At 38.9% G+C, this 17363-nt stretch carries 8 protein-coding genes; 3 read left to right on the forward strand and 5 right to left on the reverse strand.

Going from position 1 to position 17363, the window contains the following annotated elements; all coding sequences use genetic code 11:
* Positions 1–82: 82 nt before the first annotated feature.
* The 5 genes from LZQ00_RS10675 to LZQ00_RS10695 all read right to left on the reverse strand — a co-directional run bounded on the left by LZQ00_RS10675 (position 83) and on the right by LZQ00_RS10695 (position 9602).
* On the reverse strand, positions 83–2548 hold the full coding sequence (locus tag LZQ00_RS10675) for a phosphocholine-specific phospholipase C (RefSeq protein ID WP_234509270.1): 2466 nt from the start codon (positions 2546–2548) through the stop codon (positions 83–85).
* A complete protein-coding gene (locus tag LZQ00_RS10680; RefSeq protein ID WP_234509271.1) occupies positions 2548–4059 on the reverse strand; it encodes a SusD/RagB family nutrient-binding outer membrane lipoprotein in 1512 nt (503 codons plus the stop codon). The genes LZQ00_RS10675 and LZQ00_RS10680 overlap by 1 nt, the downstream gene beginning before the upstream one ends.
* Before the next feature lie 13 nt (positions 4060–4072).
* Positions 4073–7303 carry a SusC/RagA family TonB-linked outer membrane protein gene (locus tag LZQ00_RS10685; protein ID WP_234509272.1) on the reverse strand — a complete coding sequence of 1077 codons (3231 nt, stop codon included), beginning with the start codon at positions 7301–7303 and terminating at the stop codon, positions 4073–4075.
* A 143-nt stretch (positions 7304–7446) separates the two neighbouring features.
* Positions 7447–9027, reverse strand: a complete 1581-nt coding sequence (locus tag LZQ00_RS10690) for an FAD-dependent oxidoreductase (protein WP_234509273.1) — start codon at positions 9025–9027, stop codon at positions 7447–7449.
* Between the two features lie 89 nt (positions 9028–9116).
* Positions 9117–9602, reverse strand: coding sequence for a ferritin-like domain-containing protein (locus LZQ00_RS10695; RefSeq protein WP_234509274.1), 486 nt, complete (start codon positions 9600–9602; stop codon positions 9117–9119).
* A gap of 391 nt (positions 9603–9993) precedes the next feature.
* Here LZQ00_RS10695 and LZQ00_RS10700 point away from each other — a divergent pair, with 391 nt between their 5' ends.
* The 3 genes from LZQ00_RS10700 (at position 9994) to LZQ00_RS10710 (ending at position 17325) form a co-directional block, all read left to right on the forward strand.
* Entirely contained in the window at positions 9994–12159 is a 2166-nt protein-coding gene (locus tag LZQ00_RS10700; RefSeq protein WP_234509275.1) for an ATP-binding protein, read from the forward strand.
* Positions 12160–12598: 439 nt separating this feature from the next.
* Complete coding sequence (locus LZQ00_RS10705) at positions 12599–15781, forward strand: SusC/RagA family TonB-linked outer membrane protein (protein WP_234509276.1); 3183 nt, start codon at positions 12599–12601, stop codon at positions 15779–15781.
* Between the two features lie 5 nt (positions 15782–15786).
* On the forward strand, positions 15787–17325 hold the full coding sequence (locus LZQ00_RS10710) for a SusD/RagB family nutrient-binding outer membrane lipoprotein (protein WP_234509277.1): 1539 nt from the start codon (positions 15787–15789) through the stop codon (positions 17323–17325).
* Positions 17326–17363 lie beyond the last annotated feature (38 nt).

The following is a 17363-nucleotide window of genomic DNA, read 5'->3' on the forward strand; positions in this document are numbered from 1 at the left end:
CAAAAAAGGCGTAACTTTTTCAGTTACGCCTTAAAATATCAATTTTCTTGACAACTAGATCGCTTTTGATCCTGATCTAGCATCAAAGACTTACATTTCCCATTAACGGATCCGTTTTGCTTGGCATTCCATTTTCTATATGGCCTGCAAAAACAAAGCAGAAATCAGGATCTTCCTGACAGGTAATTTCCAGATCATACCAGCCATGGCTTTTTGAAAAATCAAGCGTTTTAAACCCATTGAAAGTCCGATCCAAAGTAAAAGATGCAAAAAGTCCATAAGACCGATCCTTAACTTGATAACTGTAATCCTTGTTCCGCTTTTCTAACTGCAACGCCTGAGATCCTTTTTTCGAGTCTTGCTCGATATGTAAAGCATGCGGTCTTGACTTGTGTAATTTAAATCCACGAAAGAAACCATTAGGCCCGTGCAAATCCAATTGAATCAAATCACCCTTTACCTGATCTAGTTTCCATTCATATTGCAACGGAGTGTTTTCTTTGGCAGTAAAATTCCAGACCTTTCCATTAGAAATGTCACCATATCCCATATGCGCCATCACCTGAAAAGGCACTCCAATTTTTTTTGCAGAAGCAGAAAAAGGATGCTTCACTTCAAAATCTAACTTAAAATCTAGCTGATCTAGCTTCGCATTCACGTTCAGCACATACGGCAACGCGCAAGCGGATTTAATTCCCTCTTCTTGCACAGGTTTGAAGGAACCTGTTAAACCCTGTTGTTTTATAGCTGTTATGTCTGCTGAAGGAATCTGGATAAAGTCCGCAGGCAATTTCTTTTCACGTGCCGTATGAATACGCGTTACGTATGCATTCCGATTGACAGGCTCCAGTCCTTTAAAGGCAGCATCTTCCACTTTACGGAATGCGGAAGTCAAGTCACCACACACCAATCTTCTCCAAGCAGAGATATTCGTTTCTTTAACCTCTTTTCCTGTTTTTTGAAGTAGAAATTGCTCCAAAAACTGTAAGCAAGAAGTATGATCAAATACTTCAGAATTGACCCAACCACCTTTAGACCAAGGAGAAGCGATGACCAAAGGAACGCGGAATCCCAAACCGATCGGACTTTCAAGTTCCGAATCTTGTTTTCCAATCCTTTTCCGTTCTTGCTCTTTACTCACATACTCTTCTTCTGTATGTATTCCAGGGACTATTCTACCCGTATCTGCATTATTGCTTTGAGGGGGTACAAATGGGGAGACATGATCAAAATAGCCATCATTCTCATCATACGTCAAGATAAAGATCGTCTTTTTCCATACTTCGGGATCTTGTGTCAGAATATCCAGTGCTTCCGACACATACCAAGCTCCATACCAAGGAGAGCCTGGATGATCGGAGAAACGACAGGGAGCCACTAGCCAAGATACCGTAGGTAATTTCTTCTCTTTGACATCTTGACGAAATTGATGAAAAACATCCCCGGCAGGCACGTCAACCTCTTGTTTTCCATGCTCATCTTCGTAAACTAATTTTTCAACCCGATGGTAGTTTGGATCTCCAATATTTGTTGTAAAAGCCTTTTGATGAATGGCTTTGAGCATCTCCGATTGTTGCTCAAAGTTCTCTTTCGAATAACGATTTAGATCTTCCTTTAAGGTGTTGATCTGTTTCGTCAGCTTAGCTGTTTTTACCGCATCTTTTTCATGAGCGAGTTCTTTTTCCAACAGCACGACCCTCTTTTCCATCCAAGTACGATGAGCCGGATGGTACCGTACGCCATATTGTTTATGAAACTCCAGGTTATTATCCGTAAAGTTAGCCAGCCAATCTTCTTCTTCTCCTTCAAATCCTACAGCAACACTCAATTCATTTTGATACACTTTCCAGGAAACACCAGCCTCTTCCAAACGTTCTGGATAAGTTTTCCAGCTCAAGTCTTTATAATTAAGCTGATCATTATCAACATGTGCTGTAGACTCTGGATCGTGAGGATTCTCCCGGATAGTTCCCGTCCAGAAATAAGAACGATTGGCGCTCGTCCCTGTCAATGAAGAACAGAAATGCTGATCGCAAACGGTAAAAGCATCTGCAAATGCATAGTAGAAAGGTATATCAGCCCGGTTATAATAACCCATCGTCAGTGGCATCGCCTTATAGTCCGCTATTCCTGAACTTTTAGCGTCCAGCCAATTGTCCATACGTCCATTATTACGTGCCGCAACCATATCACTCCAACCATGTGGCAGAGAACCCATCCATGTCGATTTGCTATTGACAATATCCAAATGAAATGGCGCAAAATGTTGTCCTTTTTTATCGCCTTGAACCCATACAGGAAGTCCATTGGGCAATTTTAGGGCTCTGGGATCGTTAAATCCCCTAACCCCACGTAAAGTACCAAAACAGTGGTCAAAAGAGCGGTTTTCCTGCATTAAGAATACGATATGTTCCGCATCCAAAAATGTAGATCCAACAGGCGCTTCAATAGCCAATGCTTTTTGAATAGAGGCAGGCAAACAATTGAATGCCGCGCTAGCTCCAGCCAATACCGAAGCTTTTTTAATAAATTGTCTTCTCGATTCCATTATTTCAACCACCAGGTTTGTAGGTTAATATTATCATTTCCAGCAAATTGATTTTTGATGGCTTCCGATACATTTACCGTATTATTGTTGTATTCATCCTGTGGATACATCCACCGGTAAGCCACTTTCACATTCTCAGCTTTACTAAAACTCGGATAACCAGTTCTCAAATGATCAAAATAAGCCGAATATCCTCCTTGATGAAAAGATCTCAAGTATTTTTGCATAAGAATACGTTCCAGTTTTTTTTGGGTTGTTTCCACCGCATCAATAGCGACCTTATTTTGCATCAGATAGGCTTCAAGACTTTGATCATCCACAAACTTAATTAAATTTTCCTCTTTTGTTTTAGCATATTTTTGATAAAATAGAAATGATGATCGAATACCTGCGTTATAAACACTTTTAAGATCTCCATTTATCCAACCTTTTAAAATCGCTTCTGCCAAAATAAATTTTAATTCAGCATGACCAAGCAAAACCAGTGGCTCCCCAGTAGGATATTTCGTAAATCGCTCATGAACCTTAGATAGCTTACCCAAAACAGCCTTTGCATTTACTTCTACATAAGGAACAATCGGATCACCACCTTCATACGAACTAAAATCATTAAGTGCCTTCCCTGCTTCTTTACCAACACGCGTTTGTGTTGCCAATACAAACAGACGTGGATCCTTCAGATCTTGTAAGCGTTGGATGAAAGTAGAATCCATGTACATTCCCGATCCGTAGCCACTCGAATTAAATTCTGGATAACGGTTACCATCTTGATCTAAAAAGACTAGCTGTCCATCTTCTCCTCCAGATACATCCGAAATCAATGGCTCGGAGGAAAAAACTTGAGCAAACTCCGATTTGATATCCAATGGAAAATCGCCTATTTTTTTGGAAAGTGTCATGAGTACTTTTAACCGAAAAGAATTGATCAACTTACACCATTTTTCGCGATTCCCTCCATAGATGATATCACCCGTAATCGCATTGGAATTCAACTTTAATAAGGTATTAGCCTCCTCCAATTCTTTCAAAACACCTACAAAAACATCTTTCTGACTATCGTATTTTGGAGCATATATCGCAGTACTTTCTCCTTTAGCTGCTTCTGTATAGGGAATATCTCCAAATGTCAGGGTTAAATTGTAGAAGTAGTAAGCCCGAAAGAATTTTGCTAAAGCCACATATTCCTTTGCTTCTATTTTATCTGCCTCTTCCGTCATTTTAGTGATGTTTCGGAGCAGACCATATTGTTCGAAACTACCCCGTTGCCAATTATAGATCTGATTGGCATTCTCACCATCTGTTTGCACAATCATTTTTAGTGTATATAAGGGAGCTGTTCCATGCCAAGTACGGAAAACATCCCATTCTACCTTGGTCAGTAAGGCTTGTGGGTGGGTCGTAACCGCTTCATTTGGATTGATATTGACTTCTGTCAATTTTTCGCAAGAATGCAAGCCCAGAACCGCAACCAGTCCTAGCGAAAATAATAGCTGTTTGAAAACAAGTTTCATGTTATAAGAGTCTTTAAAATTTAAAATCAAGAGATAAACCGATGTAACGCGTAGAAGGATCTTGCAGATTGCCATCATTCCCAACTCCAAAATCAGGATCGATATAAGGTACCTTTTTCCACATAGCCAAGTTATAACCAAATAGAGAGGCATCCAAAGCAGACAAATGTTTCAGTTTGAACAATTTATTTACATCGTAACCAACGGATATCCTTCTCAATTTGACAAATGAACGATCAAACACATTGGCAAATAATTTATTTTCAGCTTCCGTTACACGCCCTTGATAAGGGTAGTTTTGACTCCAAGCCTGCCAGTCAACCGCTTTACTATTCTGAGCATAGGTACGCGTATCCGATGTGATATTTCCATTGACATCTCGTGTCAACTCACCTCCTGTCACAATAACTCCTTCAGGTACATAGATCGGTTTACCTGCATCATATTGTTCCTGTCGGTATAATACGGATGAAGGATGTTTACCACCCCACCACATCTTTTCGATTGTCGTTGAGTTCATGACCCCTCCGATCGAACCATCGATATCCAGGTTGATGGTAAAATCTTTAACCTTAAATCTATTTGCAGATCCAAATTGCCAATCAGGTTGGAAATAACCTAAATATTGTGGAAAAGGATTCCGGATTGGCATTCCTGTATTCGGGTTTAAAATCAGTTCTCCATTTGCAGATTTCTCCCAAACAGTAGCGTAATAACTGTCTGCACGATCACCCTTTTTTAAGTTTCCATATTTAAGATTATCGTTATATATTTCTTCCAGACGTTGAACCGCCCGAGACCAATTGACCGTAGAAGTCCAAGAGAATTGTTGCTGTTTGATGATATTACCAGTCAAAGAAATTTCCAAACCATGCGTACGATAGCGATTTCCATTCACTTTACGCGAAGTAAAGGCCGATGCTTGTGAGATACTTAAATCAATGATTTGATTTTTATCAACGACATTGTAATAAGTAACATCTGCGGTCAATCGATTTTTAAAAAAAGCAAGTGAGGTACCCAATTCCAAAGAAATAGACTGTTGAGGCAAAATATCTGGATTGATGATACCTTCTGGATAGGTCACAGAAGGAGTAGAACCGTAGGTCACATCCTTTTTATAAGTCGCCATGATGCTATAAGGATCCAAATCGGAAGAAACTGAAGCCCAAGAACTATATAACTTAATAAAATCAATTTGATCAGGAAGGCTAAAATAATCTGATATAACCGTACTCAACGACACGGAAGGATAGAAAAAAGATTGGTTTGATTTAGATAAAGTTGAAGACCAGTCATTTCTTCCTGAAAAATTCAAGAAAGTCGATTTAAACAAGTTCAAATTGACCGATGCATAAGCACTTCGGATAATTTTTTCTGTAAACAAACTCTCTGCCTTTGCAGGTCCCTGTGTATTGCTTAAACTATAAACAAAGGGAACCACCAAACCATCTGTCGTTTGATACAATTGACGGTATTCTCTTTTGAAAGTAGAAGATCCTGCATTTACTGTAAGTCCAAATTGGTCAGACAATTCTTTTGTATAGGTTGCCAGTACATCCGCGTCAAAATTCAATTGTTTGCTATCCCAATTTTTATAGTCCCCATTTCTAGAATCACCATAGTTCATATACGATTTGGGGCTCTGCATATCTTGAAAGCTATTTTTTTGACGAGCAGCTGCACGTCCTTTTACTGTAAACTCAGGTGTAATCCGCCAAGTCAAAGCCGTTTGACCTTGCAAGACATCTTGATCGTAAACTTGATTAAGTTCATATGCCGCAAAATAAGGATTGTTATACCAAGCATAATTGTAATTTGCCTGACGATATCCCTCTTGACCAGGTATATAGCGATGTTCATTCAGCTCCTGCCCATTCACATCATTACCCATCCATAATAAGATGGTATACATATGATTTTTCGGACCATATCCATAACGAGGATAGTTTGGAGATTTTACCTTATTATAAGAAAGATTCAGATCCAATTGCACTTCAGGTCTGAATCGAAACGAAGTATTCAAATTTAATCCTCCAGTGCTCAACTTGGTATTAGGCACTTGTCCCTTTTGGAACGCATATTTTCCAGATCCGAAGATGCTTACTTTTTCTGATCGGTATGAAACAGTCGCATTATTCTCCGTAATCAATCCTGTACCTAAGAAGTCATTCAAGTTATCATGCGATACCCAATCCGTGGGTACCCGCTCATAACGTGATTTATTATCATATTTGGTACCCTTGACATCTCCCCACCAAGGAGTAACTTCTCCTGTTTCTTTATCACGTATGGGGCTATTCCATTGCGGCACTTGAAGACCAATGTCTAATTTTGGTCCCCATGTCATATCCCCATCCGAAATACCGCCATCGGCACCATCCCAAAATTCATATTTCCCATTCGAACCACTACCAAACTCCTTTTGTGATTCTGGGAAGACAGTAAAACCAGCGGAGAACATATTGCTGGTACCTACTGAAAATTCCAATCGATCACTTTTGGCACTTTTAGTTGTAATCAAAATGGCACCATTCTTACCACGGGAACCATACAGAGACGAAGCTGCAGTACCCTTCAGCACATTGATATTTTCAATATTCTGGCTTGGCATATCAAAAAAATCAGTTTCTACAGGGATACCATCCACAACGATAAGTGGATTTTTACCGCGAAGCTGAAAAGAAGGAGCTTGAAAGATTCCCGTTGGATTATTGACTGTCAAACCCGAAACCTGGCCAGTTAACGCCGTACCAATGTTCATGGTTTTGGATTCTTTTAAGACATCCAATTTTACCTCTTGGGTGGCATAACCAATTTGCTTCTTCTGTTGCTTGATTCCGATAGCGGTAACCACCACTTCATCCAACTTCGATTCGTCCTTTTCAAGTACAATTTCTAAGGGTATTTTACTTACAGTGACTAATTGGGTTTTATAGCCTAAAGAAGAAATTCGAATCTGGTCTCCTGTTTTTCCTTTGATCGAGAAATTTCCATTAAATTCTGTACGTGTACTCTGCTTATTGGTTTCATTAATAATTGTACCACCATCAATGGGTTTATTATCTTGGTCACGAATGACGCCCTTGATTGTTTCTTGATTCAAGTCAACAGTTCCAATAATCGCTGTTGATAATAGTTTGTTCGCCCAAACCACCTCTGGCTGCATCGCATATAGGAGTGCTACACATAGAGTGATTTGTGAACTTTTTCTAAAAAAAGGTAATTGATATGGTTTCTTCATGCTACAAGATTTTGCGCAAAGAAATGAGAACCATGTTAAAGAAGAATTAAACTCATATTAATTTTAAAACGATAAAATTAATCTAACAATTTATTAACGTGATATTATTATTTTAAATATTTTATAGTACGATGCTTATACACTTATCCCAACCCAGGTAATAGCTCATCCGCTCTAAAATTCCATCTTTTAAGTGGCGCTACCGCAGGCCCATTCAACAAATTACCGTCTGCTGCATAGCGCGCCCCATGACAAGGACAGTCCCAACTTTGTTCCGCATTATTCCATTTAACAATACAAGAAATATGTCGGCAGACTGGGTTAACGCCAAAAACTTTCCCATTTTCATCTTTGAAGAGACCTATTCGTTCCCCTTCATACTTCAACACTTTTCCCTCTCCTCGACTCATCTCAGCAAATCCTTCTATTCTTTCAACGGCACAACGATCTTGGACAAAATGCTTGACGACATCCGTCTGCTCTCTCAACACATCCTGAAAAGCTGCTATCGGGCCAATCCTAGCTGGTGCATACAATTCTTGATAATTACATTTTCCTTCTTGAATCAGATTAGTGATCATTCGTCCTGATAAGGTCCCGAATATCATCCCATTTCCGCCAAAACCTGTGGCAATAAATTCGTTCCTTTGTCCTTTTCCAGGATAATAACCAATAAAAGGTAAGCTATCTTGACTTTCATAATATTGAGAAGACCATTGGTAAAGTTTTCGTTTAACGGAAAATAGCTTTTTTACAAAAGCTTCCAGTTCTAAAAAATTTTGCTGTTCATTATCGTGGTGGGCAGTTTTATGATCTTGTCCCCCTACCATGAGACAGGATTTCCCTTTATAGAGTACCGTTCTGAAATAATGAAAAGGATCTTTCATATCATAAACCAGATCTCGTGGATAAATCTCTCGTTCATCTAACTCCCAAACCTGTATATAACTTCGATAAGGCACCAACCTTAAATTCATAAACTGAACACCTGGCGGAGTATGGGTGGCGTAGACCACTGCATCTGTCAAAAACACCTGTCCATCTGCTGTCTTCACTTGAAATCTATGATGCTCTTCCTGTACCTGTTGTACTAAAGTATTTTCAATCACCTGTCCACCCAATGCTACAAATGCTTTCTGCAACCCCATCAGGTATTTCGTTGGATGAAAACGTCCCTGCTCTTCAAATTTTATTGCATATACACAACCTACAGGAAGCGGGGTTTCGAACACTTCTTCACAGGCTATACCTACTTGATGGATCGCTTTTTTGATTTCCATTAATTCCCCCTCTTGTTCTTCATCCTCAGCATACATATATCCAGAACAAGTCATAAAGTCACATGAAATCTGATAGTGTTCAATATTGCGCGAAATGTGTGCGATAGCCTCACGTGCAGACTCTAGAACCTCCTTTGCTTTTTCAATTCCATGTTGTTTGATAATTTGCGAATAAGGCGTATCCAATACGGTATTAAGGTGCGCAGAAGTACCACTTGTGGTACCGAAACCTATTTGATTCGCTTCCAAAATAACACAAGATTTTTTTTGCTCTTGCAACTGAAGAGCAGTCGTCATACCTGTAATCCCCCCTCCAATGATTATGACTGAATACTGTTTGATATGAGGATTAGCGGTAGATGCCTTGCTTACTACTTCCTGCCAGATGCTTCTATTTTTACCATCACGTTGCATAATTGAAATTTTTAGATTAGGATTTATCATGTATAGCTCTTAACGGAGTATAGTGAGCAGTTAAAAGCCAGCACCTACGTACTGATTTTTTAATATAGACTACTTATTTCTGCATGCACTTAATTCATGGCAACCTCAGTCAACAATTCGTTGGTCTCTCTCTCTTCTACTAACCTTTGTCCGAACATTTTTTTAGTTCCTGAACGTTCCAGTAGCATCGCATACGTGACCACGCAACCTGAGCTTGCTCCTTCATAATGTTGGACCTTTTGTACTGCTTCGATGAGTGCAGCAATCAGTACTTCTAAACTTTCTTGAAAATCTTCAATAATTTCATCAGCTTCCACCAATAAGTCTTCCATTGTTTGATATTTTCTCCCGTGCATCGGAATACCAAGATTGGAGAACGCGGTTTTAAGTCTTTCAATATGATCTGCTGTCTGTTGGTAATGGGTATCAAAAGCCACTTTTAATGCAGGACTGATGGCTGCTTTGGACATTTTTTTTAGCCCATGCAGTAACTGGTATTCCGCTCCTAAAATATCTTTTAACTCATCAACAAATAACTCCTGTAAATGCGCATTGGGTATGTTATCATTTTTCATCCGTTTTATAATTATATCCCTTGTTTTGGCTATACATTAAGAGAACGTACCTGCTGGCTATTCGTTTTAACAGATTACAATTCCTGTAGTTATTTCCACCTAAACACGTATAAAACCAAAACCAACACGTATAAAACTGAAACGTGTATTTTCAATCAACATAAACAAAAAAAACAGCGATCTACTCAGGAAAATATAACGAGCAAAAGATTAAAATGTAATTGGAAAAATAGCATCTGTTTGCACTGAATAGTAATCCTTCATCATTAACACGACGAAGATAAACCGCTGATTTTATGGACGAAAGAAATTACATTTATAATAATTGCTATAAATATGCGTTATTATACATAACATTGCCTAAAGAGAAATTAAAGCCTATATAAAACATATGAAGTCGGTCGTAGAACCATTTCCCTATGCAAGCGCACAAATCCAATCTTTTGGCTACCTTATCGTTTGTACATTGGATCTCCGTATTGTAGGAGTCACGGAAAACTTAGCTATACTTGTAGGACCAAATGAATCTTTTGGATCAGGATCCTGTTTGGAAAATTTTGTGAAGACCTGTTGTCCAGATTCTTCAGAAAAAATTTTGATCGCAATCCATGAGATAGCCAGTTCAGTTTCTCCTCGCAAACTTATTCTTCATACCTTAAATGGGGTTACCTACTATATCCATATTTACGTCTATGGCGATCATCTTTATATGGAATGGGAGCCGCAGATAGCGCAAGCGGTACTCGCTTCTGAAATGAATGAGATTGGTTTTTTGTTCGAACAACATCCTTCCGACACCTGGTATTCCCTCTGCTTTTCCATCCAAAAACTGATTGAATATGATCGCGTAGCTATTCTACAAGTTTCAGAAACACGTACCAGTCAAATTATTGCTGAAGCTTGTAATAAACCCTATACACCACTATGGCAGAAAGTATTCTCGGAAGCCTATATGCCTGAAAATATCGTTCAGTATTATACCGATCGTGCTTATTTATATAGTCCTGATATTCACCTGAAAAAACAAGCGTTACAAGCCAATACTTACATCGATCTCGCACCTTGCCTATTTAAAGGGTTTCCCGAAGAACATGAATTTTATATGAAAAACATGGGGGTGACCGCTGCACTAATTTTTCGTATCCTGATTGATGGCCAATTTTGGGGCTTAGTCATTGCACACCATTTTTCATCGAAGAAAGTCGATCTACAAAAAAGAAAACTATGTAGCTTTATTGTACAAAATGCTGCCAGCAAACATGAAGCACGTAGTAAACAAAATCGGTTAGAGCATCTTGAACAAGTCAAAGATCTGGAAGGAGAACTCAAATCGATTCTATTAGAAAGCAAGACCATTCATGCTGGACTCGTACGCAATATGCAAAAGATCAAAGATCTTCCTAAAGCAGATGGTATAGCCATCTATTTTCAAGGTGATGTTGTCTCCGATGGTCTCAGTCCTTCCGAATCCCAACTTGAAGAGATTGTAGCCCTGTTTAAAAAACAGTCGAAACGTCCACTCTTCAAAGATTATAATTTTCGGGAGAAACGAGGTCAAGAAATCAACGGGATCCTCGCCATCGCAGGTATACTTATCTTGGAATTAAATGATTATGACGATCATTATATCCTCTGGTTTCGAAAAGAATCAATTACCGCTGTTCTTCAGATCGACCGTACTACAACTGTTGGACAAGCAATAAAAAAAGAAGAAAATAAAACCGCTGATCCCTATAAGATCTGGGAAAGAACCATGCGAGATGCCAGTATACCGTGGGATGACAATGATCTTAATTTTGTTCACAATCTTTATAACTTGATCAACGAAACGATCATCAGCAAGGCACGAGAACAGGAACGTATCAATGATGAACTGGTCTCATTGAATAATGAGTTGGAGCTCGTCAATTTTACGTTATCCCATGATCTTAAGAATCCACTATCTATTGTCAAGATGAGTATGCAATTTCTACAGGATAATGATTTGCCGAAAGAACAACAACAGAAATGGGGTAGCAATATGCTAAAAGGTATCGAGGATATCGAAAATTTGATTCATAATGCCGTGCAATTGTGTCAAACGCATACCTATCAATATACAAAAGAAAGCATTCCAATGGCCCCTATTATCCGGGCGTTATGTCGAGAAGCTAAAATTATCCATAACAATACCAATAGTACTTTTCGTTTCGGTAAACTGCATCCGATATGCGGTGAAAAAAGTGTACTCTACCAAATTTTTCTTAATCTGATTGGAAATGCTGTTAAATATTCGTCTAAGGAAAATGATCCACAGATCGAAATCCATAGTGAGTTGGAGAATAACCAAGTCACCTATTATATTCAAGATAATGGCATAGGCATCCCTTCCGAGCAGTTATCAGCGGTATTCGATGTTTATTACAGAGGAACAAATGCGTCCCAATACCAAGGCAATGGGATTGGACTTGGACTCGTAAAGCGCATTATAGAGCGATTGGGTGGAAATATTGTCGTGAATAGCTCATTAAGTGTGGGCACGTTTATTAAACTCACATTTCCTGTGGATTGCACTTAGCATGCTGGATATATGTACCAGCAGGTATCCAGTCTTTACAATTTATAATCACTGAAAACCAAATAGCAAAGGATAGGTTTACTTGATTGTTATCATTACCAAACATCAAGATGTTAAAGAAATATCTCACTAAGACTATAATCAAGAATAAACACCTTTCCACACAGCCCTTCTCCCTTAAAAACTATTGAAAAATGGAATAATTGTCATTTTTCTACAGTATATATCTTCTTTTTCTTCTCTTTTCAAAAAAAAGTAAAATTAAAGTATACTTATCAGGTAGATTTTATATATTTGCACCTTATCAATTCAAACATGAAAAAAGATACTAAGTATACGCCTTCCAAACGAATGCGTATAGGAGATATTTGTTATCATATTTAACGATCTCCGACAAGACGCACTATTTAACTATTTTAATCATTATCAATAATTTAATATGACAAAACATGCTACCCATTTTGTTGCATTAGCCGCCCTCTCCCTCAGTACCGGTTCGCTATATGCACAATCCACAATAAAAGGAAAAGTAGTCGATACTAATAATACCCCGATACAAGGGGCAACGATTACCGAGGTAAATAGCAAAAAACAAATCCAAAGTGATGCACAAGGACTCTTCGAATTTCCAGCCAATGGAAATACAGTGACTTTACAAATTCAATACATTGGTTTTGAAGCTAAAACGATACAGGCGAACCCAACAGGGTTTACAACAATCCAATTGTCTCCTAGCCAATCCCAATTGGATGAGGTTGTCGTGACTGCACTGGGTATTTCGAGAGAGAAAAGATCTTTAGGATATGCTGTTCAGGAAGTAAAATCTGCCGAGCTCCAAACACGTCCGACGAATGCATTAAGCGCTTTGTCAGGAAAAGTGGCCGGACTCCAAGTCACAACTTCAGGCGGTAATATGGGCGGTTCATCACATGTCTTACTGCGTGGTATAAATTCCATTTCTGGCAATAACCAACCTTTATATGTTATCGATGGTACTCCCATTGACAATACGGATCTCAACAGTTCCTCTACTATCAATGGAAGTGCAGGGAAAGATGTGGGTAATATGATCCAAGATATCAACCCTGATGATATCGAAAATATTTCGGTATTAAAAGGACCCTCTGCTGCCGCACTTTATGGTTCCAGAGCGGCCAATGGAGTTATCTTAATTACAACAAAACGGGCATCAAAAGGTGAAAAGGTAGACATATCGGTCAACACAGGTGTTGATTTTGAAAACATTACCCGACTACCCAAACGTCAACAGTTGTATGGACAAGGATACGCCACCAGTTTCCAAACACAAAATATCAATGGCACAGATTACAAAATCGTGGATTATGCTGCAGATGAGAGTTGGGGACCAAGATTGGATGGAACACCCGTATTACAATGGTATAATCTAAATCCAGAAGATGAAGCGAGCTATTTAAAACCATCTCCTTGGCTTTACCCTAAGAATGATGTGAGCTATTTCTTCCGTACAGGTGTCGCCAACACCAACAATTTTGCCATTGCAGGGAATACAGGCAATACCAACTACCGTTTTTCCTATACCAATAAAAATGTTTGGGGTACTGTACCTAATTCCAGTTTAGAGCGTAACACCTTCAACTTTTCTGGTGGGACACAATTGGGTAAACTCAAGATCAATTCCAATTTCAACTACATCAGAAATGCTTCAGTTGGCCGTCCTTGGACAGGTGCATCCAACAGAAATATCATCCTAGAAGCCTTCCAATGGGGAGGTGTACAAGTAGACTATAAAATATTAGAGAACTACAAACGAGCAGATGGAACACCCTTAGCTTGGAACCGTACGGGTTGGCAGAATACGCCTGCAGCAGAGGCCACCCGTTTCATTGACAATCCCTATTGGTCGGCTTATGAATCTTATATGGAAGATAGCAGAGATCGTTTTTATGGAAATGTTGGATTGCAATATGACGTCAATAACTGGTTGACTTTAGGAGCAAAAGTACATGGCGATATCTATTCCTTCCAATCTCAGGATCGTATTGCTGTATATTCACGTAGCGCCTCTCAATATGAGGAAACGAGCAATAAGCTTAATGAATACAACTACGAATTCTTAGCTACCGCCAAAAAGAATTGGGATAAATTTTCCCTTATTGCCAATGTAGGGGCCAATCTTCGTGATCAACAACGTAAGAATGACTATGCGATTACACAAGGTGGATTGATTTTACCAAACTACTATAACCTTAAAAATGCGTCTGCTGTTAAAATAGACAATTTCAAATACGATCGTCGCATTGCCTCTGTCTATGGAAGTTTCTCTCTAGGGTATAATGACTTGCTTTATTTGGATGGAACAGTCCGTAATGATTGGTCTTCTACCCTTCCCGTTGAGAACAATTCTTTCATCTATCCATCCCTTACTGGAAGTTTTGTATTCTCACAATTACCAGCATTCAAACAATTGGATTGGTTGAGTTTTGGAAAAATTCGTTTAGGTTGGGCACAAGTGGGTAATGATACAGATCCTTATCAACTTTATAAAGTATATGAGGCAGAACAAGCCTTTGAAGGTAATCCTTCTTATGGATTACCTAACACAAAACCGAATGCAGATCTGAAACCAGAAATTACCAGTTCTTGGGAAACAGGTTTGAACCTACAATTGTTCAAAAATCGTTTAGGTTTAGATGTTACTTATTACAATAACAACTCTAGAAACCAAATTCTTGGCGTCCCTGTTTCTTCTTCATTTGGTTATGCATCCAAAATATTCAATGCAGGAAAAATAAACAATAAAGGGGTTGAGATTGTACTGAACGGTACCCCTATCAAAACCGAAAACTTTACCTGGGATGCGACCATCAACTGGGCTAAGAACAAAAACAAAGTTGTGAAATTGGATGAGCAAGTCAATACCTTAAGTTTGAGCAATACCCTAGTTGATCTTGTTGCACGTGAAGGTGAGTCTTACGGACAATTTCTAGGTTATGACTTTGTGTATACGCCAGACGGAGAACGTGTCGTTCAAGAAGATGGTACTTTTATGAAGACTTCTCAATTAGTACCCTTAGGATCTATCCTACCCGATTATACTTTTGGTTTCCAAAACAGTTTCCGCTATAAAAGATTCAATTTAGGATTCTTAATCGCAGGACGTGTAGGTGGTAAATTCTTCTCGCAAACTTACAAAGTGGGTATGTATTCCGGTATTTTGGACAGAACAGCAGCCAACAATATCCGAGAAACAGGAATCACCGTAGATGGTGTCAAAGCTGATGTTGCTTTTAATAGCGACGGAACCTATAAGGTATCCAATATCAGTGAAAATAACACGAATATCTCTGCACAAGATTGGGCTCGGAATGAATATAATGGACCTACTGCATTCTCTATTTTTGATGCTACTTTCATCAAATTACGAGAAATCACTTTCGGATACAACTTCCCGTTGACAAATTCTAAAGTGATCAAAAACATTGGTGTCAATGTCTATGGAAGAAATCTATGGAACATCTATACCAAGAGTAAATATATCGATCCAGAATTTACTTCCAGTGGAGGAAACGTTCAAGGAATTGAAGGTGGTAATATCCCTACTCCTGTCACTTACGGTTTTAATGTCAATCTTAAATTCTAGTAAAAATGAAACTATTAAATACACTCTATTATACCCTAATCGGAATAGCGTTGACTTCTTGTTCCAAGTCTACCTTTAGCGATATCAATACAGATCCCAATCGACCAACTTCGGTAACGACACCTACATTATTGGTCACTGCAGAAAAGCAACTGGTCAACGCACTGCGAAGTGAAGATATCAGCTTAAGAGGGCCGCAGCTTTTTGCGCAATATTTCAGTCAAAATATCTATACCGATCAATCGCGTTACCAGATTCCGACCAGCTATTCGGACAATTATTGGACAGCAACCTATAAAGCACTCAATAACTTGAATGAGATTATCAAGTTAAATTCAAATGAAAGTACCAAAGTACTTGCTTCAGCTGGAACAGCAGGCAGCAATGCCAATCAAATTGCGATTGCCCGTATTTTGAAATCTTATGCATTCCATTCGTTATCGGATGTCTTTGGTAATATTCCTTATCAATCCTATGGAAATCCCGATCCTGATTTTCAAGCTTTACAACAAGATCCCGATAACCTGATACCAGCTTATGCCAGTCAGGAAAAAATCTACAAAGATATCTTGAATGAATTGCAACAAGCAGCAGATACGTTAATTAAATATCAAAGTGCTACCACATTTGGCCCTTCAGACGTAATTTACAAAGGAAATAATAACAGCTGGGCAAAATTTGCCAACTCTCTTCGTCTACGTTTGGCGACTCATATCAAAAACAAAGACGCGAGTTTAGCGCAAGCACATATCGAAGATGCGATCAAAAAAGGAGTCTTTACTTCCAACAGTGATAATGCTGTCTTTAAATATTCCAAAACTTCACCCAATGAAGCACCCCTATACCGGGCAACAGTTACAGCAAATCGAAAAGATTTTGCTGTTTCAAATGTAATCGTTGAAGCTTTACAAGGAAAAAGAGGACCCTTTAAAACGGCAGATCCACGGTTAGCTAAATATGCGAAACCAACGGCAGATGGTAGCTATTTTGGACAACCCTATGGTTTGCCTTTAGCAGCAGGTAATTTATTTCCTGTAGAAAAAATTTCCTTACCAGGAGAAATCATCAATGCAGCAGACTACGCAGAGGTGTTGTTAGAATATGCTGAAGTCGCATTTTTGCTATCCGAAAATAACAACTGGGATCAAGCCAACTATGAAAAAGCGGTACGTGCATCTTTGGAAAAATGGGGAGTCGCACAACCAGATATTTCGACCTATTTAGCACAACTACCAGCTGCTAATAAAGAATATGTACTTTCACAAAAATATATCGCACTTTTCAACCAAAGTATCGAAGCCTGGACAGAGATCAGACGAACAGGATATCCGTTATACTTAATCAAAAAAGGTGATGTGACCTGGAGCGGTACCGTGGAAGGTAAACCCGTTACTTATACCTTCACTCCAGAGGTAGGAAATGCTATACCTAGTCGTTTAGTGTATCCATTAAAAGAACAAAGTACCAACAAGCTCAACTATCAAGCTGCTCTTGCGCAACAAGGTGATGATGTCATCAGCACCAAACTATGGTGGAATAAATAAGCAAATTGGGTATACCAACCCTTTGTCGAGTAAGCCCC

The organism is Sphingobacterium sp. SRCM116780, assembly GCF_021442025.1.
Taxonomy (GTDB): Bacteria; Bacteroidota; Bacteroidia; order Sphingobacteriales; family Sphingobacteriaceae; genus Sphingobacterium.

What these genes read in the sequence shown, in the direction of transcription:
- LZQ00_RS10685 (WP_234509272.1), bottom strand. Translation starts at nt 7,303, where the DNA reads ATGAAGAAACCATATCAATTACCTTTTTTTAGAAAAAGTTCACAAATC.
- LZQ00_RS10710 (WP_234509277.1), top strand. Translation starts at nt 15,787, where the DNA reads ATGAAACTATTAAATACACTCTATTATACCCTAATCGGAATAGCGTTG.
- LZQ00_RS10675 (WP_234509270.1), bottom strand. Translation starts at nt 2,548, where the DNA reads ATGGAATCGAGAAGACAATTTATTAAAAAAGCTTCGGTATTGGCTGGA.
- LZQ00_RS10695 (WP_234509274.1), bottom strand. Translation starts at nt 9,602, where the DNA reads ATGAAAAATGATAACATACCCAATGCGCATTTACAGGAGTTATTTGTT.
- LZQ00_RS10705 (WP_234509276.1), top strand. Translation starts at nt 12,599, where the DNA reads ATGACAAAACATGCTACCCATTTTGTTGCATTAGCCGCCCTCTCCCTC.
- LZQ00_RS10700 (WP_234509275.1), top strand. Translation starts at nt 9,994, where the DNA reads ATGAAGTCGGTCGTAGAACCATTTCCCTATGCAAGCGCACAAATCCAA.
- LZQ00_RS10690 (WP_234509273.1), bottom strand. Translation starts at nt 9,027, where the DNA reads ATGATAAATCCTAATCTAAAAATTTCAATTATGCAACGTGATGGTAAA.
- LZQ00_RS10680 (WP_234509271.1), bottom strand. Translation starts at nt 4,059, where the DNA reads ATGAAACTTGTTTTCAAACAGCTATTATTTTCGCTAGGACTGGTTGCG.